A 24,705-nucleotide genomic window follows, 5' to 3' on the forward strand; every position below is an offset into this window, starting at 1 on the left:
TTCTACTTACCTTCATCAGTATATGAAATCGCCTCAAGCCCTGCATACCGATCAACGAGCGCTTCACGTTCATCGATCTTTTGTTTAAAATCCATTCCCCAATGCGATAACCATAAGAAAAAGATCAGTAGACTGATTAGGGGAACGATAATCCGGACGCGATCCCAATCCCTGGCTATAATCAGTATGGCGGCTTTGAAAAATTTCATTGGTACTCCTTTTTTGGGGCCCCGGCGCTGTCACTACACGGCTGCAAGCAGTGGCCGGCCCATTCCGGCGGCCGGGGTAAAATAAAAGTCAATTATCCTCATCTGATTTCTTCTGGATCGCCTGGAATAAGTCCCACATGATCTTTTCGATATGGGGATGCAGCTCACTGCTGTCCACCTTGATCATTTTTTCAATAGATTTTAGCCTGGCTGTTTTTGCTTTTAAGTACGCAACCTTAGCTTCCTCAAGAGATATAGTGCTCTTCAAATCCGATTCAATCCTATCGATTCGAGCCTGCAGAATGCGAACTCTTGCTTCAAGGATGTCGATTTGTTTTTTACTCAAGATCGTTTTTCTGGCATTTCTAAGTAGACCTATGGCCAACCCACGGGGAAGCCTTTCTTGCTGTTTGGTGATTTCCATCAGACAGACACCATAAAAGTCACAGTTGATTTAAAACGCGGATGAAGCTCATCCATAATGTTGAACAAGTAATACACCCTGCCGACTGTGTGCCGTTCATCTTGTATCCCTACATATTCGAGAAACTGAGGAGCGACACTGTTTTTAATTGCTGCTTTATTGAGAATTGTTTGCATACAGATCTTTTACCATTGAAAAAAGCGATTGAAGTTATTGCTTAAATTTGACGATTGGCTGCTTGATACGGTTTCAAATTTTTAACGAAAGGATGCTCACCAAAATTTATTTTTTCTCTGGTGGCGCTGTAGGAAATAATAAACCACAGCTGCGGCTAACTTGCCCAAAATACAGCCAATAGCAAAGAACATTAAACATTCGACCAATATCTCATCCGGTATCGAAAAATTCATTTTATATCAATTAAGAACAGGAGGTTGATAGTGAGTGGGAACATCCCGAACCAAATACCATTATGGGTTCCTATTATATGTGTCCTGCTTGGTAGTGGCATAACGCTCGCATCATCTATCGTTACAACGATAATAAGCAAGCGATCAGAAGAAAGGAGACATACAAAGACACTGCTAATTGGAACAGCATTCGAACACTGGAAACAGTCGGCCAATATCGCCATTGAAAGGTCAAGAGAAACCCGTATGCCGTATGCCATATACCCTATAGAGTTGTACATCACGCACATGGCGTTGTTATCAAAGGCACTTGAGAACTCTGGGACAAATCCAAAGGAAATAGCCGACGCTTTGAAAGAAGTACAAACTACTGTAAGAATAGTAAAAGACAACATGGATGAAGATTCCAATCGATGATTGAATCAATTTTTATTGCTTTCCGAACTAAACCCGCATTCCGGCGGCTTATGTGCCAATCAAGGCTATTTGCGCCGGGTGCCTCCCCAGGGGATTTGCCGCGAGGGGAAGCTGTTAGGCTGTGGTGATACAGTACACAATAATAACAGAATTAGTCAAGAAAAAAACTGTAAAAATTGTATTTAGAATTTCTAAATAGCGGGTAATGATTGCAGGAGTGAAGTGCAATACCTTGCCAAAATTGAGGATTGGAATGTTATATCTTCAAGGGATGGGATAGGGGGGAGAAGAGGGTTTTTACGATGAATCTTTTGCAGAAAGCCCACGAATAAGAGTCGTGGGCGTGTCAAATCCCCTTTAGAGCGCTATTCACGAAATGCCGATGGCTTTTCTTTGCTGTCTTGTCGGTGCGTTAAATAAAAATAAAAGAATGAACTAAGTTCAGTAAGATAAAAAATAACAGCCAATGCAATTCTTTTCGGTCCGGTGAAAGTAGATCATTTCTTGTCGGCTTGTCCGACCGGGCCCTCATCCCAAACAAGCCTTAGTGCCCCGTGGAGTTTCTGCGGTCATTTCCAGATCTTTTTTCATCGCCGTCAAAAGCACCGTCTGTCTTGCGGCGTTCGCCTTTACGGCGGTCAAATTCACTTTTTAGCTGTAATTGAGCGAGTTCCGATCTCAGCATGCCCTTTATCTCGCGCAGATGATCTCCGTCTATATCTTCAATCTTTTTAAGAATTTTGTTTAACTCTTTTGCCAATGTTTTATTTTTAAACGTTTTGATAATCTCAACGTGCTCAACATCAACGACATTTTCTATCGATAAATCCTGAGTGGGAGATTTTCCGCTTAAAAGCCAATCAGCAGAAACACCGCCAGCTAAAGCAATTTTTAAAAGCGCTGGTGCTGAAGGCATGGAACCCTTCAAATACATCCTGAAAGATTGATCTGTAATTCCAGCTCTTCTTGCAAACTCGGCAGGGTTCTCACCAGCAATCGCAACAATGCGCTGTGTGATCTCATGTTTTATGTTATTATTGTTTTCACTCATTGACAAATACTGTAAAAATTGTGTATTCTATCACCAATCAAGAATCAAAATCAGGGAGTAAGATTCAAAAACCATGGACAACAGCACGTTAAGACTCAAATGCAAAACGTTGATGGCCCAAAACGGCTACTTTGAGCGTGGGGCCAAAAAGCGCCTGGCCAAGGAACTCAACATTAACAGAAATTCGTTGTGCATGGCCTTATCCGGTTACCGCAAAGGCAAAGCATCTCTCAATGTTCTGAGCAAGATCGTTGAACGCTTCGAGGATGCGCAGAGGGCGTAAAAGATCACCCCGGCCTGCGGCAGTCGTTTGTGTCTGAACAGGCTGTTGCGCCTATATATATTTCTATGTGCGTTAATACACAAAGTCAATGGATAACACCTATGGAACAAAGAAAGCTTGTTTTTGCAGAAAGTGTTCAAAAACAGATAATTAATTACCAAGAGGCATCCAAAACAGAATCCCGCACAGCCGGTTCCCAGGTAAAGCTCACTCCAACCCAGAAACAAGCTCTTGAATCAATTTGTCGTGAAAATGGTGTTGGTGTTTCTACATTCATTGCACAAGCCCTTGATTGTTACATTGAATTATTTCCTTACAAAGAAAAATTGAAGCGTCACCATGACGCTATAATCACCATGTTGAACAGCATGGCATAAAAAATTTTATCCAGACAAGTTAACCTTAGTGAACCCATGTTAACCTAAGTTAACCAATATAGAAACAGATGGTTATAAAATGGACCCATTAGGAACTATGCAAAATATGGCCGGGAGGAGAGAGGGGAACGACATCGATGACCTCGAAAAGAAGAGGGATGGCCTGGTCATGGTGCTCGGCTGGGTAGAGGGCAGGGCCGTTGAGCTGAGAACCAGAATCGAAAACATTACCAGGGAAATATCATCAGAAATACGGCAACGTGACCGGCTAAAGAGCTGAAAAACGAATGCATCGAGGATATTTCGCATTGTGGCGTAAGATTGAAGATCATCCGTTTTACACGGAGCCGCGTGAGTTCTCTAAGCTCGAAGCTTGGCTGGATATCCTTATGCAGGCACAGCATGATCTTGAGCCTCAGCGGGTTGTATTCGGGATGAAGGTGCTGACATGCCATTATGGCGAATGCCTCAAGACGATCAAGACTTGGTCGGACCGTTGGCGGTGGTCAAGAGCAAAAGTGTTTCGCTACTTAAAACTGCTAAAAAAAATGGAGCAAATTGACTTCAAAAGCGAAACAGTAACGACACGGATTTTAGTAAAGAATTATAGTATTTATGACCCGAGGCGAAACGCAGGCGAAACGGAAGTAAAACGCGAGCGAAACGCACGTGAAACGCGGGTGAACACAGACAATAATGATAAGAATGTTAAGAATACTAGAGAGGGGGGCTTAAAGCGCGCAAAACAGATTCCATCCGACTTCATCCTTTCCGAGTCCATGAAACAATATGCCCTTTCCAAGGGCATCCCCACGCACCAGATTGAATCAATTTTTGAACAATTCGTCAATCACCACAAAGCCAGGGGAAGCGTCATGAAGGACTGGGCGGCAGCATGGCGGACGTGGTGTTTGAATGAGCAGAAATTCGGCAAGGTCAAAGGACGTGTCGTCGATGGATCTGTGAAAAGCCATACAGTGCCTAAATGCCAGAACTGCGGCATGCAGGCTGATAATGTAGTCACAGGGGCTGAATGCCCATTTTGTGGGCGGAGAGCCTGACCATTAATCTAACCGAAAGGAGGCTTCAATGACCTAACAAGCCTGTTTTTAGAAACGGGGAGCGCAAACACCGGCCCTGGCTACGGTGGCACGTTTTGGGGCCGGTAACCAAATACGAACGAGGAGGAGGGGATGGCGACCAGCCCAACTCAAAGAACAATCCGAGAACTGAAGAACATGGGGCGCCGTTGCGGTATTGTTGAACGTTTCAACGCGCATGTCGGGCCGGCCGGAGTCCGGCAAGATCTATTTGGCATCATCGATGTGATCGCCTTGGATCCCGAAACTGGTGTTGTCGGGATACAGTGTTGCGCCGGATCCGGATTCTCCGCCCATAAAAAGAAAATTTGTGAAGAAAACGCCCAGGCAACCAAAGATTGGTTGGAAACACCCGGCACCAGCTTGGAGATATGGGCTTGGCGAAAGGTTAAAAAAGTTCGTGGCGGCAAAGCTATGATTTGGCAGCCCAGAATCGAAACCATCAGCCTCGAAAATATCAGATGAGATTCTATTTCAGCAATACTAATCGCGCCGAATTCGATCGCCAGATCGACCGCATATGGTCACAGCTGCAAGACAGAGGACCGTGTGCTGCTGACATCGATGCTCATAGAAGGGCCATGCCGCATTCGATCCGGGAATACTATTTCGCCTATGTCCTGGGACCGATCGGCAAAGAAACAGGTGAGGACAAAAATAGCTTACACGGATATTTCAAGTCCCGGTTTGGGATTTTCTACACCGATCCAGCCCAGACCTTTATCCCTAATGAATTCCACGTTTTTGGGTATGCAACGACGCTTTCACCGATACAAAAAGAGGCTTTTATCGGTGATGTCCGGTCTTTCGCATTCCATAGGCTGGGGATCATTACGGAGCCATGGAAAGGTGTGGAATGAGCATCGGTAGCCATAGGGGCTTTAGAAACTTGCGATAATTAAATTGCCGGGGTTTTCAGTTTTATTGCTCTTTGAAAATTTGTAATGCTAATCAGAATCTGGGAGTCTGAGTCTTTTTAGTTGATTCCGGCTGCCCGTAGTTTAACAATCGCATGCCTATCAACATGTTATAGGTAAGTTGAAAGAAAAGCATGCTGTACAGTATAAGATACTCTCTTTGGATACTCCATGCCGCTGGTGTCTCATATGCGATGTTATCTACCCTCACTTTTCCCACCATGATCATAACGATACAGAGAATACCTATTCCGAAAAGGACAAAATCGGTCGCCCTGCTGTAAGTACTTTTGGATCGCTTCCTGATCAGCCAGAATAGGGAGGCTATATTAAACAGCAAGCCGAATATCATACCAATAAACATGGTCAGGTCTAACAGAGCGATCTGATTAACAATGGTAAATATCCGATCACGAACCACCCACATACAGATGAGAAAGAAAACAAGGAACGCGGTAGCAAGAGCACCCAGCCAGAACAAGGAATCCTCCGACCCTATTTTGAGTTTAGTCATTCAGAACCCTCCCTAATGAAAAGAATCCGTAATATTGGCGTCGACCTCCTGCAACCTGACAACATTGTTACTCACAAATAATACCATGAGCAACGTTTTTACGGAAATATTTCCGAGCAATTTTAGGGATGAATAGTATTCATTAATATTATAGATTTTCAATAGTTTGATAAGCTACAAGTACTGAAAGATAGAAGTGTTTAGGGCCGCCCCGATGGATGCTCCACCATCCTCAGGGCGAATGGCTGCTCGAGCACAACCAGACATCTGAAATCAGACGGCCCAAAGTATGGGCCAATGCACAAAGTTGGATCTCAATCCCAAGGAGGTGTCGTGAACAGCCCATTAGCCTATATTGGCGGTAAATCGAAACTCGCCAACACTATCATCGATATAATGCCCGAGCATAAAGCCTACTGTGAGGTATTCGCAGGGGCGGCCTGGGTGTTTTTCAAAAAACCAATGTCCAAGTACGAAGTCCTCAACGATTTGGACAGCGACCTCGTTGTTTTTTATCGGGTCTTGCAGAATCATCTTGAGGAATTTTTGAGACAATTCAAATGGCTTTTGTCATCACGAGAATGGTTCGAGGATTGGAAGAAACAGCAAGACGCAGGCGGGCTAACTGATATCCAACGGGCAGCGCGCTATTATTACCTGCAGCGCCTTTGTTTTGGCGGTCGGGTCAGGGGACGGTCTTTTGGCGCCGGTCCTATGCATAGCCCACGGATCAACCTGTTACGATTGGAAGAGGAGCTTTCCGCTGTACACCTGCGCCTGGTCCGGGTCAGTATCGAGCATTTGACATGGGAGAAATTTATTTCACGCTACGACAAACCGGAAACATTATTCTATTGCGATCCGCCATATTACAAATGCCCTTTCTATGCTCACAACTTGGAATTGCAGGATTTCAAAAAGATGGCATCAGTTTTGGCCGGGATTAAAAGCCGGTTCATTTTGAGCATCAATGACCATCCGGATATCCGGGTGGTGTTCAAGGACTTCGATATAAAGCCGTTGACGCTGAATTACACGGTGTCCAGAGGAAAGCATACAACCGGTAAGGAGTTGTTGATTACTAACTATTGAGTATGGTCTCGGAAGGATGATGATGAATGTTAGTGAGAGTAGTTTTGAGAAGTTCTTAACCCCGCATATTGTGTGCCAGGGTGTGATGTCTTGCGGGTCCTTCCTCGTAGATCCGCTACAGCGGTGCATCGAGACGCGACTGTCTCAAATTTGTGAGACAAAAAATCGGGCTGCGGAGGCCTGATTTTACTGAGTATTTTCATTGATACACTTTTACGATACATCTTAAACCTTTGATTTTAGGCTCTGAAACGCTGTTTTGAAAATTTTCTGTCATGAAAAAAAGTAAAAAAAAGAGCGCAACCGGTTGCGCAACCGACGCAAAGGGGTTGCTCAACATGACAGAATATGGCCGGCGGATCGGTGTCAGCCGTCAGCGCGTCGGCAAGTACATCGAGAAGGGGTACATTTCAGAATCGGCATATACGAGGCAGGGCAAAAAGGTTCTGATCAATCCTGAGATCGCTGATGCCGATCTGGATGCATCTCTCAGCGGCAGCCAGTTGATCAAGGCGAATCTGACAACAACAGCACCAGGAGATAGTGACCCCAATTCATCCGAACAACGGGTAAACACTATCACGGATGGAGTCGATCGGAAAGAGGCCGACCGGCGAAAGGCCCTTGCCCAGGCCAGGCACTGGGAGGTCAAAACAAAAATCCTCGAGGACCTCTATATCGATCGAGAATGGGCAGAGATGCAGCTTGCCGCCCGGGCCATGGTTTTGAAGTCGGACATGGAAAACTTTTTTCGTTCCCGGGCCCCGGAGATCATCGCCAAGTGCGATGGCAAACAGGAATTTGCCCCCGATGTCATTGAGTACCTTTTGACCAACCTTGAATCATGGTTGGGGCGATATTCCGAGCCAATCGAATTCGAAGTTAAACAACGGTGAGATAATGCTGAACGGATTGGTTGAGCCAATATCATTTTTTATCTGGTCGGAACCAGAGCGACGGGTATGGAAGCCCAAAGAGGGTTTGACTGTTTCCCAGTGGGCGGCCAAATACCGGTTTGTGACAAAAGGGCCGGCCCAGGGGCTGTGGTCGAATGAATTGACCCCATATCTCGTTGAGCCCATGGATGCCTGGAACCTGCCTTGGGTGCGCCACATCATCCTTTGCTTTGCTCCCCAGACCGGAAAGACATCAGTGGCCATCAACTGTTTGCTTTATTCCATTGATCAGGATCCGGGCCCGGTAATGTACATCATGCCCGACGAGCACGTGGCCAAGCGAATCAGCAACCGGCAGCTGATTCCGACGATCAAGGCGACGCCCAGGACAAATGCTCTGCTCAGCAAGCGCGCTGACGATGTTTCAACCTTGTCGGTGAAATTTACCAACGGCATGGACATGATGATGGCCTGGGCCGGATCCGCATCCGCCATGGCCTCGGAATCCATCCGGTATTTATTCCGGGACGAGCCCGGAAAATATCCGGATTTTTCAGGGAGGGAGGCGGACCCGTTCTCCCTTTCCGACGTCCGCATGAACACCTACACTCACACCTCGAAGGTGATGGACTTTTCAACGCCAAATCTCGATGGTGATGCTTTTGACAAGATTTGTAAAAACGAGCCCGACGAGATCAAGAAGCTGCATGCCAGGTGCCCCAAATGCGGAACCCTGCAGGAGATGAAGGACGAAAATATCCATGCATTCGGTGAGCGCGATTACCGTATAATCAAGCGTAAGAACCTAGCCCGATACACCTGCATCGATTGTGGTGATGCTTGGAACGACGGCCGACGCAACGAGGCGGTGAGGCACGGGCAGTGGGTGGCCACCAAGGGAGTGGATCGTCCCCGGTGCCTGATGTTCGGCGAGCTTCCAAGTTGGTACAGCCCATTTGTATCCCTCTCCACCGTGCTGGGAGAATTTTTCAAGTCGAAGAATGACCCTCAAAAATACATGGCCTATGTCACCCAGCATCAGGCGCGGGCCTGGAAAGAGGTTCTGGATAAAAAAGACGATGTTCAGATCCTTTCCCACAAAACCGACATGGAGCCGGGAATCGTTCCGCTCGGGTGTATTGCCCTGACCGCGGGCATCGATATGCAAAAATACGGTTTTTGGTTTGTTGTCCGGGCCTGGGAGCCGGATCTAACCAGTCACTTGGTTCAATACGGCCAGCTGTCATCATGGGAAGAGGTAGAGTACCTCGTTTTTGAATCCCGCTATGAAATATCTGAAAGCGCCGGCGAGACCATGGGGATTTGGCGGGCGGCCATCGATACCGGCGGTGGAAAATCATCAGACGGGGATTGGTCCCGTACTGAAGAAGCATATCAATGGATCAGATCGCACCGGCCGGGTGTGGTATTTGGAATCAAGGGTAGGGGAGGCAAGGCGACGCAACTGAAGCGAATCACTGTTTCGGTAATGGACAAGATGCCGAGCAGTAACCGGCCGATACCGGGAGGCCTTGAATTGCGAATTCTCGATGTCGACCAATTCAAAGATTTGCTTCATTGGCGCCTATCCCGCAAAAGAGGGGAAGGCCAGCAGGACAGCCAATGTTTTTATCTGCACAAAGATACCGGAGAGGATTACGCCCAGCAGTTTCTTGCCGAAGAAAAGCGACGTGACCGAAACGGAAAAGTTGAGTGGGTGCCGATCCGGAGGGACAACCACTTGCTTGACTGTGAGGTCATGGCCGCGGCATGCGCTGATTCAGAATGGTTTCCGAGTTTGTCCATGCTCGCCATATCGTTAGAATCGTCGAAAGATAATCGGCCAAGAAAGGAAAAACGGCGGGAGTCATCGGAGGCGGATTCCAAAATCAGGTATAACCGACCGGATTGGTTGAATAGATGACTGAAAACAAGAGCGTCGTATGTTTCAAAAACGCCGAGGAAATTGGAAAATATATCGGCGAAAGCAAGAACAGCATCACCCAGCTTGTCCTTGAAGAAGGTCTGCCGGCATGGAAGCGCAATGGGTGCGGTCCCTGGAGGGCACTAAGTGTTGATCTGGATAAATGGATAATAAGCCAGCGGAACAAATATTTGACACGATCGGTAGTTGATGCGGAAATTGACCGGGATGGATAATGTGCCCCGCCTCCATCGTTGTTGATAAATTGGAATTATCCCACGAATGTTGGGCGAGTGCGGCTTCCAGATACCCTGTACGTATCTTTATCCGCGCCCATTTACCAACGAGTTTACATAATCTTGTCTATCACAACATTTGACAGAGCTGGCCGACGCAAGGTAATCTCAATACATCCCAGATCGCCACATTTCTGTGATAGATTCATTTTCCCGATCTAATCTGCACCGAACTGGAAGTTCGGCCGCACCCATATGTAGTGGTGTTTGGAATTGGCCCACGATCCACCTACTTGGCGACATCTCAATTATTCCAAACAAAGATGTTGGGTTCAGAAGTAAAGGTTACATAGAAATCAGGCATTTATTTGCAATTTCTATATTCAGTCTTTCCACCAGACGGCTCAATACAAGCTATCGAGGGTCAACAGCTTGGTTCCTATTTTCGAAAAGATAAGTCTACCAATAGTAAATTTGTTTGTGATGCTTGTAGCCACTGTGTCTTGACTTTGTTTTTTTCATATATACTTTTTACATGATTGTTAATTTTCATTTATTTTTGAATGTTCGCCATTGATGGCCCTTCCAACCAAAGACCATCAGTATTTGATTCGCTGATACGTCATCCTCTCTAAGTTAACGACCATTTTTACCGATTCAGGTATGAGATGAATGCATTCATCTCAATTATCATATAATTCTTAAAATAAACTAGGGACGATAACTATACTAAATAGACTTTTTGATAGATGACAATTACTTGCATTGACTCATACTTAACCTATTACTAGACGACACTAATATTTCTTTGAGCACGATAAGCGTGCTCTCTGTTTTCTCTACTTTTGAATTTTATGTTGTTTCAGAGGAGATATATATTATGGCACGTTCACTTCGTACGACCCTTGAGCCTGACATTGTTGCGCTAACAATCAAGGCATTACGCATTTTTTCAACCCACGCAAACCTTTCTAATGATTTTGAGAGGGATATGACTCAATCATTTATCGATCTGGATATCTCAAGAGAGGTTGCAACCCGGCTTGTCGCAAATTTTGATACGATTAAACCAGCAGTGCGCATGCGGATCCTCGGGCCGCTGGGTGCCTCGGATACACAGATTCCGGCCGGAATAACAAAAGGCAGCCGGACGCCCAATGCGCTTGCGGCTCGGTCAGTGTTGCGGCCCGGTTTGGTAAACGAGCTTGGAGCACAGTTTATGTTCGAGACAGGTGCCCAAACCCACAATGGCATTCTAGGTTCTGCCCATGCCATTATACCGCAGCCACATGCCCTGCAACCGCTTGAAGAACAAATTTTGGCACCTGAGCGATTTACCATCACTTATCAGGGAATGCATTGTCGAGATGAAACTGGTTTAGATTCTGTAGGTTCGGATGAGATCTACATCCTAACCAGTGCAGTACATATTACAACGGATGGCACCAATATTGTGCGTACCGAGCGTCATCCGCTGACCGCTAACGGGTCGGGCGTATACGGCGATGTAGATAGCGATGAAACCCGGATTGGTCCGGTAGCCGCTTGTTGGGCTGCCGATGTGTCCGATTTTCAGGCGGGCATGTCGCTCACCACAGTGTTCATGGAGCACGATCAAGGGGATCCAGACGCCTATCGGGATGAGGTGGATGCCGCAGTCAAACTATCAATTGCCGCTGCGACCTATTTTTTTCCCCCTGGGGGAGTCTTGCTTGCCCTGATCGAAGCCAGCGGTCTTGTTACTGACTTTTTCAATTGGCTTTTGGGCACAGGAGATGATGAGATTGGCACAGCCTCGGTTGTTTTGGGGACTTTGAGCGAGCTTGAAGACTTTGCTCGCACCGGATTGGGCCACTTGTTTGTGCGCCGCGATGGAAAGCAGGTAGATACTGGGCTAGCAAATCATTTCACAGCGGCTGTTAGCGGCAACGACTATCTCGCTGCCTATCGCGTGGTACGCCAGCCGACCGCGCCATTAAAGCAAAGGATCATCGACTAATCCTATAAAGCAAAACACGAGCACTCGCGATATTCTGGTGCTTTGCGCCAAACTGCTCAGGGATGGAATTGAAAAAAGGTTTCATCCCCGAGTACAGTTGACCACTTTCACCAACGTCAAGGTGCGGTATTTTCTGGAAAAGAGCATCTGATTAACTAGAAGCCATCTCAAAAAAACCGTAGTAGTATTTTAATGCAACCAAGATGAACCATGCCCAGGAAATTTTCTACATGGTATTCGTACCGAACAATCAACCGCCTGAAGTTTTGAAGCCAGGCAAACAGACGCTCCACCTTCCATCTACGCCGATAGCGTCTCAGTTTTCTGCCGTCTTGGGTGTTCGGCTTTTTCCGTCCTTTGCGATGAGGGGCAATCATTTCGACACCTCGAGCCTCAAGGAGTCGATCGTCAAGTGGATCGCTGTCGTACGCCTTATCACCAATCAGCTTATCAGGGGCATACTGAGTAAAGCTGCTGTCTATCGTACCCAAGATACCTTCCTGATATGGTGTCCCCATTACCCCGGTGGACCGGAACAGGTGGGTCGGTTACAGCCCTGCTCCGCTGCGGCCTTCCCCGAATATAGGGCGGGTCGGCATCCCCGACTGTCCTTTCGAGGCCTTCTCAGGGTTCACTCGCGTTAAGGCCTGCCAGGTTGCTGCAGCCCTTTCGGCTTACATCTGTCCCCAGAGCTTCAGCAGGTGGATCTCTCCAGCCCACTGTCTGGGTAGCTACCGGGATGAACCGACAATTTCCCGGGCGGGACTTGCACCCGCTGGCATCTTGCGCCCTCGTGTCGCACCTACATATGGGGGTTTGTCGTTTTCGATGATTAGTTGACTTTCAATTTGCTATCACAGGCGAAAAACGGCCGCAGATTCCTTTGATCCCTCCAACTAATTACCACTTTGGCCCGATTACAGATATGTATATTCCGCTCATCCGAAATCATTTAAGGTCACGGTGCAGATTACAATACCATACCTTGAATTCGGCTTGAATACATATAGATTGAGATATACAAAAGCTTGACCAAAAAAACATGTCAAGTCCTAATTCGCCCCGATTCGCCCTGATTCGTCACGATTAACCCCTTTTTCGTCACGATTTCATTTTCGGCCAAAACCCCATGTTATGAATATTGCACAATAGGCAATGTCCATTTCATGGGGTTTTTTCATGGCAATCAAAACCACCCTCGAACAGATCGAGGAAGTCCAGGCGGCCATCAGCGCGATAGAGACATCTGGCCAGGATGTAACCATGTCCGACGGCAAGCGGTGGACTATGGCTAATTTATCAACACTCTATGCCCGTGAGGAAAAACTCCTGGCCCGGCACCGACGCGAGAACGGCGGAGGCCTGACCATAAACATCGGCGGACCGAGGCGGGATTGATGTTCAACGCAGCACAGCAGCAGATCTTTACCAAGGCCGTGGAGGCCATGGCATCCATGACCGGCAAGCCCATCTTGTACGGGCCGAACGGTGATGCCATCCGGCCGACGGTTTCCTATTCCCTGCGTAGGGATGCCGCCAAGAAAACCGGTTCCCTCAAAAACTGGAATCCCCAGGAGGTATTCTCCAACCAGGTAGAGGCCCGGGAACGATCGGATATTGTCAAACGCTCTGTGGATTTGTCGAACAACGACCCCCATGCTGCGGGGATCATCGATACATTCGCAACCACCGTGATAGGATCCGGGCTTTTCCCCATGCCCATGATCAATGCCGACGCAATGGGTATTGCCCAATCCTCGGCAGACCGCCTCGAATCCGCCATGTCAGCCGTTTTCAACCGTTGGGCACCATTCGCCGATGCCGGCCAACGCATGCATTTCGGGCATATCCAGTATCTCTCCAAGGTCTCCATGATGCGTTACGGAGAATATTTCTGCCTCCTGCCGATGATCAAGGATGAAAGGCCGATACGTCCATATTACCTATCCTGTCAGCTCATCAACCCAATGCGAGTGAAAACACCGGTGGACAGATCCCAGGATCCCAACATCCGTGATGGGATCGAGATGGGGCCATACGGTGAGGCGAAATACATCTGGATCAAGAAGAGCGCGACAGCCGGCGGTCGAGCCCACCTCCCGGATGTATCATCCAATTTTCTTCGGCAACCGGTCCGTACCGGTCACCGGATCAATGTTTTGCATGGATTTGTTTGCAAGGATCCCGAGCAGGTGAGGGGAATGCCGATCCTTGCCCCGGCAATCAAGTTTTTGCGTGACTTCAACGATCTGCTGAACGCGGAGCTGGTGTCCAATGTGGTCACGGCAGCTTTGAGCTATTTCATCGAGGTTGCCGACGATCCCTACAACCTGGCGGCCAAGTTCGCGACGGATATTTCCAGGCACACGGATTACAACGGGGCACAGCGTACGGTCCGTTACGAGGAAACCTACCCGGGCCGGATCATGTACGGGAACGCCGGCGAAAAACCGCACTTGCTTGCCGCCAATCGTCCGGGCACCACCTTCGAGCCGTTTACCAAGACAGTCAAGAAATCCATCTCGATGGCCTGCAACAACATCCCTTACCCAGTGCTTTTCAAGGATGTGGAAGGGGTCAATCACGCCGGCTTCCGGTCCGCCATGCTTGAGGCCTGGCGGGTGTTCTCCATGGAAAGGATCTGGCACGGTCGCGACTTTTGCCAACCGATTTTCACCATGCTCCAGGAAGAAGCCTACCTTCGCAACGAACTGAAGTTTCGCAATTTCTATTACCGGATGCATGAGGTTTGCCGGTGTGATTGGCGCGGGGCTCCCAAGGGAGACATTGAGCCGATCAAGGCGGCCAACGCCAACAAGATCCTGAAAGAAATGGGCGTCAAGACGGATGCGAGAATCATCGCCGAAAACGGTGATGGTGATTTTGCTTCGACCATCAGGCAGCTGAAAGAGGAAAAATCGGCCAGGAAAGCGGCTGGACTTCTGGATGAACCGGAACCAGACCAAACACCAAACCACGGCGCCGAGGAAAACAACAATGCCCAATAAAGCCCGGCTTCAGCACATGGATTTTTTCTGGGGGATTCGCCCGGAAGCCATCGACACCCTTGACAGCGTCATGGCCACGGTGGGTCCCGAAAAGGTGGCTGAGTACATGGCGGCCGTTGGTAGCCAGAAGGATAAGGATGCCGGCTATCAAATTCGCAACGGCGTGGCCGTGATCCCCATCACCGGCACCATCACCAAGGGCAGGAGCTTCTGGTCATTCCTTTACGGGGGGGGAAACCTCAAACGCCTGACCCTTGCCGTCAACAATGCCCTGGCCGATCCAAAGGTCTCGTCAATCCTCCTGGACATCGACAGCCCCGGAGGAACCGTGTCTGGTACCGAGGCGTTTTCGGATCTGATTTATTCTGCCCGTGAGACAAAGCCAATCGTGGCCTTCGGTAACGGCATGATGACTTCAGCGGCCTATTGGATCGGTTCCGGTGCCAACAAGGTGATCGTCGAAAGAACCGCCGACGTCGGATCCATCGGCGTGCTCTATGTGCATTGGGACACGAGCAAAGAGGATGAAATGTACGGCTGGAAACGGACCTTGATCACCGCTGGAGAGTTCAAGGGGGTGGGCAATGACATCGAGCCGCTGTCCGACCGCGATCGTGGAGTTATCCAGGCCGAACTGGACACCATTTACGACATCTTTACCGAAACGGTAGCCCGCAACCGAGGCGTAAGCACCGAGACAGTACTCAAGGAGATGGCGGGCGGCCGGGTGTTCATCGGTCAGCAGGCGGTCGATGCAGGCCTGGCCGAAAAAACAGGAACTTTTGATGATGCTCTGCAGGCGGCGGTTGATCTCATGCCGCCGAAATCCGGGCTTTATTTTTATCAATCACGTGTGGGGGCAGCAGCCCCTGGAAAGGAGTTTTCCGCCATGAGTGGAAATCAAGAAATTGTTGCTCCCAAAACTGCTGGCGAGTTGACGGCCATGTTTCCGAACTTATCCGCTGAAATCCGGCAGCAAGGGGCGGACAGCGTCGACACCGGCAAGGTCCAGACCGAAGCAACCACCGCCGAGAAAGACCGCATCGTCGGCTTGGCCAAGGTCCATTTCGGAGAGGAAACTGCCGGGAAGTTCGAGGCCATTATCAACACAGGCGTAACCGTTGAGCAGTACAAGGCCATCCGGCCGGAGCCGGAGCAAAGCGGGGAAGAGCAAGCCATCAACAAGGCGAAGGAAGGCATGCTGGCGGCGATCGCCCAGTCCGGCGCCGAGAACCCCGGGGCAGGGGAGGGGAATGGGGGGGACAAAGACTTCATGGCCATCGTTGACGAAACCATGTCCACGAAGAAGGTCAGCAAGTTCAAGGCCATGCAGATGGCGGTCAAGAGCCATCCGAAACTGCATCAGCAGTACATCAAGGATGCCAACCGGCGCGGTGGCGAAACACAATAACCCACCTTAACCCAAACACGGATCTGCAAGGAGAACAACGATGCAACAGAGAATGGATCTTAACCTTGTCGCCGGTTCGGCCCTGGCCAACCACCGACTGCTGAAACTGTCCAGCGGCGAGGCGGTTTACAACACCGAGACCAGCACGGACCAGCCCATTGGAGTCAGCAAGCTTAACGTCGATGTGGGGGGCGATGTTTCCATCGAACCGGTGAACAAGCCCGGTACCGTCGAGATCTGCGCGGCTGGCGCCATTTCGCAGGATGCGGATGTCTATGCCGCCGATGATGGGAAAATACAGGCCTTGCCGGCCAGTGCCGGCACATACCGCAAGATCGGCATCGCCATGAAAGCGGCCAGCGGGGACGGAAGCATCATCGAGGTGCTGCCATACGGATACACGGACACCACCACGGTGACGTAACCAGTAACCACGGAAAAATTTTCAAAAGGAGACAAGCAATGCCTCAACCGACAAATGATACCGCTGTCAGCCGTCCGGACCTGTCGCAGCTGGTAAGCGAATTTCGTGAAACCGCCATGACCGCGGCTATCGGTGGCCGGGTAATGCCGTATTTTCCGGTGTCCGAGCAGTCAGCAGAATTTCCGGTCATCCCCAAGGAAGTCATGCTGAAAATCCCGGACACCCGGAGAGCCATGCGCGGCGGCTATCCGTCCGGCGACTGGGAGTTCGAGATGGGCTTTTACGCCACCAAGGAAAACGGCTGGGAAGAGCGAATCGACGAGAGAGAGCGCAAACTCTATGCCCGCCTGTTCGATGCCGAGGCTGTGGCCACCCAACGGGCGGAGAAAATCATCCAGCTGTCCAAGGAAAGCCGGGTTGCCAACAAAATTTTCAACGCGTCCAATTTCACACCCAATGCGGTTACCAACGAATGGGACGATGCGAATAACGCCACGCCGATCGAGGATGTCAAGGCAGCCAAGAAGGCCGTTCGCTCTGCATGCGGCATGCTGCCCAACACATTGATCATTTCCTACTCAACGTTCTTAGACCTCAAAAGCTGCGCTGAAATTATTGACCGCTTGCTCTACACGTTCAACATGATCGACATGGAAAACCTTACCAGCAAGCAACTGGCAGCTATCTTTGACGTTGAGCAGGTGCTGGTGGGCGGCGCGGTTTATGACAACGCCGACAAGGGGCAAGACTCATCCATCGCGGATCTTTGGGACAACGAGTATGCCATGCTGACTATCTGCTCTCAATCCCAGGATATCACCGATCCTTGCATCGGCCGGACGTTTGTCTGGACCGAGGAATCCCCGGGCAGCGGCGAACCGGTGGTGGAGTCCTACTATGAAACCACCAAGCGAAGCGATGTGGTCCGTGTGCGCCATGATTCGGATGAACGCCTGATCAAGTCCTATGACGAAAATGGGAGTGTAAAATCCGACATCGCCGCGGCTGTTTCCTATCTGCTTTCCAACATCACCACCAAATAACCAACGGGCGCTGAAAACGGCGCCCAAAGCCAAAATGGTGAACCATGATTGATTTCGATTCACTGCTCACAGACGAAGAAAAAGTGGCCATTGCCACGTTGGAGGCCGGCGGTTTCTTGTCACTGGCGGAGGCCAGGATAAGCGACTGTCGGGATCTGAATTCAGGCAAGCGTATGCGGACGTTCAGACTTCGGGGCCGGTACGACATTATCATTGCCTGCAGGAAGCTTACAGGAAGATCCGCTTCTGTTTCGGTCGAAGATACAACCGTTGCCGAATCCGCAGTAGCGCTCAAACCTATCGGTGAAATGTCGCGCGGGGAGCTGTTGGAAGAAGCAAATGGATACGACGAAATCACCGGCGAGTATGCGCTGAAGAAAGCCGAACTGGCCGAGGTTGTTCAAAAGGCACGCGATAAGCGTTCCGGGAACACCACCTGATGGCATTCTCCGACGCGGCCAAAATGGCGCTGGCCAATCTCTACTCAACCGAAAAGTTCGGTGTCGAGGCCACGTTCACCCCCCTTACCGGAGAGCCGGATACCTTCAACATGATCCTCGGTGTCGACAACAGCTATCAGCCGGGCGGATCCGTCCAGGTGGCCGAGCCGCAAACCACGATCAGCTACCAGCGGGCAAACCTGGACCGCAAGGTCAAACGCGGTGAGACATTCACCATCGATGGCACGGTCTACACGGTCCGGTCGATGGCCGACTATCCGGACTCGTGGACGGAATACGAGGGCAAGGCGTCGGTGGAGGCTGAATAAATGGAAGTCAGTCTGAACAAGTCGAGTTTGAGTAAAGCCAAGCTGATGCTCTACGGTGTCAAGGACGGCTTTCCCAAAGCGTTTTCCCGGGCCCTGAACAAAACAGCGAACAACACCAAGACCGAAATGGTCAAGCTCGTTCGCCGGGACTACAATTACAAGGCCGCGGCTGTCCGCAAGCGTATTACCGTCAACAAGGCCACCTTTGCCAACTTGTCCTCATCCGTCAAATCAACCGGCGACCATGTCCACCTGACCGACATCGCCGGTACCCGGCAGACCAAAAAGGGCGTGTCGGTGAATGTCAAGAAGTCGACCGGCATCAAACTCATTCCCCGGGCGTTCAAGGCTCCCGGGCAACGGTCTGGGAGGGATATCATTTTTCGGCGCCCGGGCAATCCCAGGGGCCAGCATGAGAAGCTTTACGGCAGGTACGGTCCGCCGGGCAGTGGAGGCAAGATCGGATCCCGGGCCCGACTGGATACGTTCTCGGCGCCTCATCCGGAGATCGTCTACAACACACCCGAGAACTGGGCCCAGCTGCAGAAGGCAGCCGATCAGAAGCTGGGCACCAATTTCGCCCATGAGGTCGATGTGGTTTTGAAGGGGATTGCCTGATGGCGGACACGATAAGAGAGAAGATCATTGCCGGGATTGTATCGACCTTGGATGGGTATGCTTCTTTCACGGTGATCGGTTCTCCCACGGTTGTGCGTGGATATGAAAACTACGATCCTGACGTCCATGAATTCCCGATTATTGCCGTCATGCCAAGGCAGGAAGATGTCGAGCGCACAACATACGGGTCGTATCAATGCACCATGCAGGTCGACATCTATTGCCTGGTAAAGATTGGGTCGAACAATCCATCCGAGCTTGCCGAGGCGGTGCTTGGCGAACTGATTACGGCCGCTCTCCGTTCAATCCCTTCCGGTGCGTCAGACATGGTCTACGTCAACGGCGGCATCGATGATTACATGGATCTGTCCAAAACCGTGCTGACCGTCGGCATCTCCATCGAGGTGACCTACGAAACCGATATCGGCGATCCCTACACCTTAACCACATAGGAGATTTTCAAATGGCAACATCCCAGAAATCCAAGATCGCTGTCGAGCTGGGCCGCACCCTGGTTGATTTTGCGGTCATGGCCGACTCTGGCGACCATCAGGTTTTTACCAGCAGTGACAACCTTTGGTCCGGGAAGTCCGGCTACGAGCCGGATGTCAGGCCCAACGGCATCGTGTCCGGTCAGAAGCTGTTGTCCTCACATGCCAGCAACGACACGGTGACGGTCGCTGCGTTCACCGCCTACAGCAAGGGAACGCTTCATGAGGTGGCCGCCTCCAGCCTGGCCCTGACCCGGCCGTCCACCGACGATTATAAAATCTGCTCGGTCACGATGGATGAGGACGGCAATATCGCCCAGGTCGAAGGCACCGAAGGCACCGGATTCTCCACGACTCGTGGATCCGCCGGCGGCCCGCCCCTGATCCCGGTGGATTCTGTGGAGCTCGGCCAGGTCAGGTTCAGCAGTCAGACGGCGGCCGTGATCGCATCCGATGAAATTTACCAGGATATCGGCAACCATGCCGAGTATTCCGACTATCCGGTACCGGAGACATTCAATATCGGCAACGGTATCAATGCCACCAGCTCGGCGGAAAAGAATTCCCACATCAAATTCAACGAGGCTCTCCCCCTGAGCCACGACGGCGGCGTACCGAAACGAACCTACATCAAATATTATGTGCCGGTTTTCACCGTGATGCCCCGCGTGTCTGATTTCAAACCCGCTGCACTTGGAATCAGCAAAAGCAGTGTGTCGATTTACGAGGGCTCGGGTGTATCGGGCGCCATTGGCTCGATGAAAGCGGATTCGGTTGGCGATGTGTCTTTCACCGTCTACACGAACGACAACATCACCGATGGCATCCTGCGGGAAGAAGGCGAGACCATTACCGTCAAGTTCTGGCAGGACGCAAACAAGGCCCCTTATATCCTCAGCCAGGGCATGCTTGGCGTGGACACGGATTTTCCGACCAACTCACCGAACACCCTTTCGGCCACTGTTTACTGTGAAAAACCGTCCGTGAGGTACAGCAGCTAATGAATCTTGAAAAATTCAAACAGGCAAACTTTGAAAGGCGAACGGCAACGGTACCGGTACCGGCCCTGTCCGCCTTTTTCGATGATGGCCAAAAGGCCGAGCTGACCGTTCAGGGGCTAACCGGTCAGGAAATCGCCAGGGCCCGGGAGCGGATCCAGCAAAACACGGCCATTAATGAGCTGGTGGAAAAGATCGTCAGTGAGAAGGCCTCCAGCAAGATAGAGGGCCTGCAGCAGGCCCTGGGTCTGACTGATGAGGTGCCGAACGACCTGGTCTATCGGATCGCCATATGCGAATTCGGCGTGGTGTCGGTAAATCTCGAGCAAGAGGATTGCGTGAAGCTTGCCGCCAACTGTCCGGAGACCTTCTACCAGGTCACCTCGAAGATTCTTTCCCTTACCGGCATGGGGCAGGTGCCCCAGGGGGAATTGATCGCCTCTGGAACGACCCAAGGGTAAAGGCGGCACTGGCGCTTTGTTCCAGGGGCATGGGCGGGCAACGGTTTCTTTTCGAAGCGATCCCGGATCTTTTTCCCCAGGGGTTCCTCACCGACGTCGAGCTTGGCTTGTGGGCCCGCTTTTACGACGAGCAGAAAACAGGCAAATAGATGGCTGACCTCAAACGTACAATTGAAATCCTCTTCGAGGGCACGAACAATACCGGTACCGCCATTACGGCGGTGGGCCGTGGCCTCGATAATCTCAACTATCAGGTGGCGTCCGTGGCCCGGCCGTTCGCGGATTTCACAACTGCCGTGGTCAAGCTCGATGCCGTGCTGGCCGGTCTCGCCGCTGCCGGCCTGACCTATGCCTACAGTGAATCGTCCAAGCTGCAGAGCGCCTTCACCGAGTTGAAGAAGGTTGCCGGCGATAATGCGGAGGTCCTGGAGGTAGCCAAGTCCAATGCCAAGGGCCTTTCCAACGCCTATGGTGAAGCGGCATCCGATATCCTCGCATCAACCGCCAATTATGTGCAGGCCGGGTATAACGTCGAAGCGTCCATGCAACTGGCCAAGACCGGCATGGACCTGGTCATCGCCGGGGGCGTCGACGCGGCGACTTCAAGCGAGATTCTGATTGCCTCCCTTAAGGGATTTAAAGAGCCCGCCTCCGAAGCCGGCCGCCTGCTGGATATTCTCAACGAAGTATCGAATAACTATGCCACCGACATCGAACAGCTCGGCGTTGGAATGGCAACCCTTTCGCCGATCGCCCGGACTATGGGTTTTTCGATGGAAGAAACCGCTGGCCTGCTGACACCGGTAATCGAGGTGTTCCGGTCGGGAGACGAGGCGGCCAACGCCCTTAAAACCGGCCTGCTGAAGCTGATCGATGACACCAAGCCTGTGCAGGAAGCGCTAACATCCATCGGTGTGTCGCAAACCGATGCAAACGGGGCCCTGCGGTCCGGCAAGGACATCCTCCTGGATGTCAGCAAGGCCTTCCAGACGCTGGATGAGGATCAAAAATTATTCGTCACCCAGCAGCTGGTGGGCATCGAGCAGAGTGCCCGCATGGTCGAGGTGTTCGACGGCCTGGCCAAGTCCTCGGAGATCACCGCCACGGCCATGAATTCTGCAGGCTCCGCGGCCAAGGAGGTCGCCGAGCGTTTAAATGACCCCGAAGTGGCCATCAACCGGCTGGTCCAGGGATTCAAGAACCTGGCGTCATCGATCGGTGATGATTTTCAGGAGGCCGGTACCGGAGCGATCAACGGCATCACGGCAATCCTGAATTCGCTTGAAGACGCGGTGGACGAAGGGACTTTCGATCCGCTGATCGATGCCCTGAACGACTTTCTTGAAGGCGTCGAAGAGGATTTCAAGGAACTCGCAGAAAATATACCGGAGGCCCTCGAGGGCGTGGATTATTCAGGGTTCCTGAATGCGCTCGGTGAGATTAAAGGGATTATTGGCAGCTTATTCGACGGTGCTGATCTCAGCAAACCCGAGAACCTTACGGCCGCCATCCAAAAGGTTGTTGATACCCTCGGAAGCATTACCCGTGTCAGCGCCACGATTGGCAAGGTCTTTGTTGAAGTTGGTGGATACATTTTAAAATTAATCAATTGGTTCAACAATCTTGATGAGGACACGCAAAGCCTTATTGGAACAATTTCCGGGATAGGGGCTGGACTAACAGCGGTATCCATCCCCATTGGCGTGGTGACCACTGCAATTACCGGCCTGGGAAAAGCCATCGTCCTTCTTTCCGCCAATCCAATTGCGGCGGTTGCACTGGGAATCGCTGGCATTGCCGTGGCTGGCGCAAAGGCATCCGAGGAGATCGCCAAGTGGACATCGAAAAACAAGCTTGCCGAAGAGTCGCTGCGGTTTGCCAAGGAGGTTGATGAGGATATTGCCCGGATTTATGCCGAGGCCGATAAGGTTGCACCTTCCATGGAGAACATGGCCGATGCCGCCTATGAAAGCAATCTATCCATCGTCAAAGGCATGGAGAATGCCAGTTATAGCACAGAGGAACTCACCGAAGATTTAAGGCAATTGGGCGTTCTTGTTGAAAAGCCAAAAAAAGTCGAGATCGATACCGATGAAGCTGAAGACAAACTCCAATCTCTTGAAGTCTGGCGTGAGTCCACCGGTACCTGGGAGACCATCAAGGTTCCGGTGGACACCTCAGCAGTGGATAAAGCCAAAAAGGAGATTGAAGAAATACCGGCGGAAAAGCGCCTTGAAATAGAAACCAATTTAGAAATCGAAAAGATAAGGGCGCAAGCGGACACCGTTCAAACGGCCGTTGAATGGAAGGCCAAGCTTGATATTGCACAGGTTGAAGCCGCCACAAAACAACTTGAAGCCGTGGTCGGCAATGTCTCGGAAATGTTCGCGGACACTGGCAAGACTATCACAGGCCTTTTTAACGAGTGGGATTCTGACGCAAGTTTTTCCGAAGTCTGGGCCATACAATCGGCGTTAAGAGAAGAGGCCGAAATCAGGAAACAAATGGCCAAAACGCAGGAAAAGTTAGCCGACGCACAGATAAAATATATGAACGCAAAAACGAACAGAATCAAAAGCGGTGATGCCATGATTACTGTCAATGGTGATGGATTGCAGCCGCACCTTGAAATGATCATGTGGGAATTACTTAAAGTTATACAGATCAGAATGAGTGAAGAAGGGGTTGATTCTTTACTTCTGGGTGGCGTCTCATGATTTCATTATCAAGAATACTGCCAGGGCCAGGTTTAAAAATACGCAATTATCAGGATTCTGGCGCCTATATGAGTACCGCCAGGATATCAAGAGCGGCATTATTGAACGGTTCGAGCCACTTTTCAAACCACGGCGTATCCGATACGGACAGGGATTTTTCTATCAATTGCCGGTTGTCTCAAGAAGAAAAGAAGCTGTTAAAAGAGATCTATAAAAACGCTGAAACAGTGCGGCTTACATTCTGGGAAGGTAGCTTTTTAGCGCTTGTTTACCGTTGCGAAATACAAAGGGACGGCGAAGCAGAAATAACGTTTTATTTCAAGGAGAAGTTGGCATGAAGTCTTTTAAAATGGCATTCGGCACGATCACCGGTTGTATCATTGAGAGAATTAAAAGTTTTTTCGGTTTACGTCAGAAAATAAAAATCGGTTCTGTCTGGCATGTCGAACACTGGCGTAAGGGTGTTATGTTGACGGAAAGAGTCGTTGAAAACCTTTGTCCGGATGAATTTATAAATCATGTCCTTGACGTCGCGCTTTCCGGCGGTTCTCAAATTACGACATGGTATCTCGCGCTTTTCTCTAATAACCATACTCCGGTGGCGTCAAATACCTACGCTTCGCCAGGATATACGGAAGCAACGGGATATGATGAAACAGTAAGGCAGACATGGCAAGAAGGCGGGGTTTCTTCTAAGACCATCACTAATAGCGCCAATAAAGCGACGTTTACAATGGACGGGACGGACACCACTATTTATGGGTGTTCGCTGGTGTCCAATAGCGTCAAAGGGGATACCGTCGGCGGTGGAATTCTCGGGCCGGTCGCTCAATTTAGTGCCGGCGCAATTACCGGGATAGTTGACGCTGATGTGATTAAGGTTTACATGACCGTAACCGGTTCGGACGTTTAAGGG

General features: G+C 50.5%; 30 protein-coding genes and 1 pseudogene. 26 read left to right on the forward strand and 5 right to left on the reverse strand.

Annotation, left to right across the window (positions count from 1 at the left end):
• Window positions 1-2: 2 nt before the first annotated feature.
• Window positions 3-209, reverse strand: a complete 207-nt coding sequence (locus tag Dvar_RS18310) for a hypothetical protein (protein ID WP_419663198.1) — start codon at window positions 207-209, stop codon at window positions 3-5.
• Between the two features lie 88 nt (window positions 210-297).
• Window positions 298-633 carry a hypothetical protein gene (locus Dvar_RS18315; RefSeq protein WP_419663199.1) on the reverse strand — a complete coding sequence of 112 codons (336 nt, stop codon included), beginning with the start codon at window positions 631-633 and terminating at the stop codon, window positions 298-300.
• 440 nt (window positions 634-1,073) lie between these two features.
• On the opposite strand from Dvar_RS18315, the gene Dvar_RS18320 reads away from it, so the two are divergent.
• Window positions 1,074-1,460 (forward strand): hypothetical protein, encoded by a 387-nt coding sequence (locus Dvar_RS18320; RefSeq protein ID WP_419663200.1) that lies wholly within the window; start codon window positions 1,074-1,076, stop codon window positions 1,458-1,460.
• A 544-nt stretch (window positions 1,461-2,004) separates the two neighbouring features.
• Here Dvar_RS18320 and Dvar_RS18325 read toward each other — a convergent pair.
• Entirely contained in the window at window positions 2,005-2,511 is a 507-nt protein-coding gene (locus Dvar_RS18325; protein ID WP_419663202.1) for a helix-turn-helix domain-containing protein, read from the reverse strand.
• Between the two features lie 73 nt (window positions 2,512-2,584).
• On the opposite strand from Dvar_RS18325, the gene Dvar_RS18330 reads away from it, so the two are divergent.
• The 6 genes from Dvar_RS18330 to Dvar_RS18355 all read left to right on the forward strand — a co-directional run bounded on the left by Dvar_RS18330 (window position 2,585) and on the right by Dvar_RS18355 (window position 5,131).
• Window positions 2,585-2,794 carry a hypothetical protein gene (locus tag Dvar_RS18330; protein ID WP_419663204.1) on the forward strand — a complete coding sequence of 70 codons (210 nt, stop codon included), beginning with the start codon at window positions 2,585-2,587 and terminating at the stop codon, window positions 2,792-2,794.
• A gap of 101 nt (window positions 2,795-2,895) precedes the next feature.
• Entirely contained in the window at window positions 2,896-3,171 is a 276-nt protein-coding gene (locus tag Dvar_RS18335) for a hypothetical protein (RefSeq protein ID WP_419663205.1), read from the forward strand.
• 79 nt (window positions 3,172-3,250) lie between these two features.
• A complete protein-coding gene (locus tag Dvar_RS18340; RefSeq protein WP_419663207.1) occupies window positions 3,251-3,451 on the forward strand; it encodes a hypothetical protein in 201 nt (66 codons plus the stop codon).
• Window positions 3,452-3,479: 28 nt separating this feature from the next.
• Complete coding sequence (locus tag Dvar_RS18345; protein ID WP_419663209.1) at window positions 3,480-4,232, forward strand: hypothetical protein; 753 nt, start codon at window positions 3,480-3,482, stop codon at window positions 4,230-4,232.
• Window positions 4,233-4,364: 132 nt separating this feature from the next.
• Window positions 4,365-4,736: a hypothetical protein gene (locus tag Dvar_RS18350; RefSeq protein WP_419663210.1), complete on the forward strand. Its 372-nt coding sequence runs from the start codon at window positions 4,365-4,367 to the stop codon at window positions 4,734-4,736.
• A gap of 116 nt (window positions 4,737-4,852) precedes the next feature.
• Window positions 4,853-5,131: a hypothetical protein gene (locus Dvar_RS18355; RefSeq protein ID WP_419663212.1), complete on the forward strand. Its 279-nt coding sequence runs from the start codon at window positions 4,853-4,855 to the stop codon at window positions 5,129-5,131.
• Window positions 5,132-5,222: 91 nt separating this feature from the next.
• Here the strand turns inward: Dvar_RS18355 and Dvar_RS18360 are convergent, their stop codons facing one another.
• Window positions 5,223-5,702 (reverse strand): hypothetical protein, encoded by a 480-nt coding sequence (locus Dvar_RS18360; protein ID WP_419663213.1) that lies wholly within the window; start codon window positions 5,700-5,702, stop codon window positions 5,223-5,225.
• A 333-nt stretch (window positions 5,703-6,035) separates the two neighbouring features.
• On the opposite strand from Dvar_RS18360, the gene Dvar_RS18365 reads away from it, so the two are divergent.
• From Dvar_RS18365 to Dvar_RS18385, 5 genes are all read left to right on the forward strand, one after another.
• Entirely contained in the window at window positions 6,036-6,794 is a 759-nt protein-coding gene (locus Dvar_RS18365) for a DNA adenine methylase (RefSeq protein ID WP_419663215.1), read from the forward strand.
• 275 nt (window positions 6,795-7,069) lie between these two features.
• The gene (locus Dvar_RS18370) at window positions 7,070-7,690 is read left to right on the forward strand and encodes a hypothetical protein (protein WP_419663217.1); all 621 of its coding nucleotides are present in this window, start codon (window positions 7,070-7,072) and stop codon (window positions 7,688-7,690) included.
• A 4-nt stretch (window positions 7,691-7,694) separates the two neighbouring features.
• Window positions 7,695-9,614: a terminase gpA endonuclease subunit gene (locus tag Dvar_RS18375; RefSeq protein ID WP_419663219.1), complete on the forward strand. Its 1,920-nt coding sequence runs from the start codon at window positions 7,695-7,697 to the stop codon at window positions 9,612-9,614.
• Entirely contained in the window at window positions 9,611-9,850 is a 240-nt protein-coding gene (locus Dvar_RS18380) for a hypothetical protein (protein ID WP_419663221.1), read from the forward strand. Before Dvar_RS18375 ends, Dvar_RS18380 begins: the two co-directional genes overlap by 4 nt.
• Window positions 9,851-10,730: 880 nt before the next feature.
• Window positions 10,731-11,849: a hypothetical protein gene (locus tag Dvar_RS18385; RefSeq protein ID WP_419663222.1), complete on the forward strand. Its 1,119-nt coding sequence runs from the start codon at window positions 10,731-10,733 to the stop codon at window positions 11,847-11,849.
• A gap of 167 nt (window positions 11,850-12,016) precedes the next feature.
• On the opposite strand, the pseudogene Dvar_RS18390 reads toward Dvar_RS18385, so the two are convergent.
• A pseudogene (locus tag Dvar_RS18390) lies at window positions 12,017-12,334 on the reverse strand (transposase); the annotation flags it as partial.
• A gap of 694 nt (window positions 12,335-13,028) precedes the next feature.
• On the opposite strand from Dvar_RS18390, the gene Dvar_RS18395 reads away from it, so the two are divergent.
• The 14 genes from Dvar_RS18395 (at window position 13,029) to Dvar_RS18460 (ending at window position 24,702) form a co-directional block, all read left to right on the forward strand.
• Window positions 13,029-13,247, forward strand: a complete 219-nt coding sequence (locus tag Dvar_RS18395) for a hypothetical protein (RefSeq protein ID WP_419663224.1) — start codon at window positions 13,029-13,031, stop codon at window positions 13,245-13,247.
• Window positions 13,247-14,857: a phage portal protein gene (locus Dvar_RS18400; protein ID WP_419663226.1), complete on the forward strand. Its 1,611-nt coding sequence runs from the start codon at window positions 13,247-13,249 to the stop codon at window positions 14,855-14,857. The genes Dvar_RS18395 and Dvar_RS18400 overlap by 1 nt, the downstream gene beginning before the upstream one ends.
• Window positions 14,847-16,268, forward strand: a complete 1,422-nt coding sequence (gene sppA, locus Dvar_RS18405; RefSeq protein WP_419663228.1) for a signal peptide peptidase SppA — start codon at window positions 14,847-14,849, stop codon at window positions 16,266-16,268. The genes Dvar_RS18400 and sppA overlap by 11 nt, the downstream gene beginning before the upstream one ends.
• Window positions 16,269-16,308: 40 nt before the next feature.
• Window positions 16,309-16,692: a capsid cement protein gene (locus Dvar_RS18410; protein ID WP_419663230.1), complete on the forward strand. Its 384-nt coding sequence runs from the start codon at window positions 16,309-16,311 to the stop codon at window positions 16,690-16,692.
• Between the two features lie 38 nt (window positions 16,693-16,730).
• Window positions 16,731-17,735, forward strand: coding sequence for a hypothetical protein (locus tag Dvar_RS18415; RefSeq protein WP_419663231.1), 1,005 nt, complete (start codon window positions 16,731-16,733; stop codon window positions 17,733-17,735).
• Between the two features lie 44 nt (window positions 17,736-17,779).
• Window positions 17,780-18,175 carry a hypothetical protein gene (locus Dvar_RS18420; RefSeq protein ID WP_419663233.1) on the forward strand — a complete coding sequence of 132 codons (396 nt, stop codon included), beginning with the start codon at window positions 17,780-17,782 and terminating at the stop codon, window positions 18,173-18,175.
• A complete protein-coding gene (locus Dvar_RS18425) occupies window positions 18,175-18,504 on the forward strand; it encodes a head-tail joining protein (protein WP_419663235.1) in 330 nt (109 codons plus the stop codon). The genes Dvar_RS18420 and Dvar_RS18425 overlap by 1 nt, the downstream gene beginning before the upstream one ends.
• Complete coding sequence (locus tag Dvar_RS18430; protein ID WP_419663237.1) at window positions 18,505-19,122, forward strand: phage tail protein; 618 nt, start codon at window positions 18,505-18,507, stop codon at window positions 19,120-19,122. It abuts the gene before it with no gap.
• Window positions 19,122-19,574: a hypothetical protein gene (locus Dvar_RS18435; RefSeq protein ID WP_419663239.1), complete on the forward strand. Its 453-nt coding sequence runs from the start codon at window positions 19,122-19,124 to the stop codon at window positions 19,572-19,574. The genes Dvar_RS18430 and Dvar_RS18435 overlap by 1 nt, the downstream gene beginning before the upstream one ends.
• An 11-nt stretch (window positions 19,575-19,585) precedes the next feature.
• Window positions 19,586-20,614, forward strand: coding sequence for a hypothetical protein (locus Dvar_RS18440; RefSeq protein WP_419663241.1), 1,029 nt, complete (start codon window positions 19,586-19,588; stop codon window positions 20,612-20,614).
• Complete coding sequence (locus Dvar_RS18445) at window positions 20,614-21,072, forward strand: hypothetical protein (RefSeq protein WP_419663242.1); 459 nt, start codon at window positions 20,614-20,616, stop codon at window positions 21,070-21,072. Before Dvar_RS18440 ends, Dvar_RS18445 begins: the two co-directional genes overlap by 1 nt.
• A 149-nt stretch (window positions 21,073-21,221) precedes the next feature.
• Complete coding sequence (locus Dvar_RS18450; protein WP_419663244.1) at window positions 21,222-23,789, forward strand: phage tail tape measure protein; 2,568 nt, start codon at window positions 21,222-21,224, stop codon at window positions 23,787-23,789.
• Window positions 23,786-24,127: a hypothetical protein gene (locus tag Dvar_RS18455; protein WP_419663246.1), complete on the forward strand. Its 342-nt coding sequence runs from the start codon at window positions 23,786-23,788 to the stop codon at window positions 24,125-24,127. The genes Dvar_RS18450 and Dvar_RS18455 overlap by 4 nt, the downstream gene beginning before the upstream one ends.
• Window positions 24,124-24,702, forward strand: a complete 579-nt coding sequence (locus Dvar_RS18460; protein ID WP_419663248.1) for a hypothetical protein — start codon at window positions 24,124-24,126, stop codon at window positions 24,700-24,702. The genes Dvar_RS18455 and Dvar_RS18460 overlap by 4 nt, the downstream gene beginning before the upstream one ends.
• Window positions 24,703-24,705 lie beyond the last annotated feature (3 nt).

Origin of the sequence: Desulfosarcina variabilis str. Montpellier, assembly GCF_048565275.1 — a bacterium.
Lineage (GTDB): Bacteria > Desulfobacterota > Desulfobacteria > Desulfobacterales > Desulfosarcinaceae > Desulfosarcina > Desulfosarcina variabilis.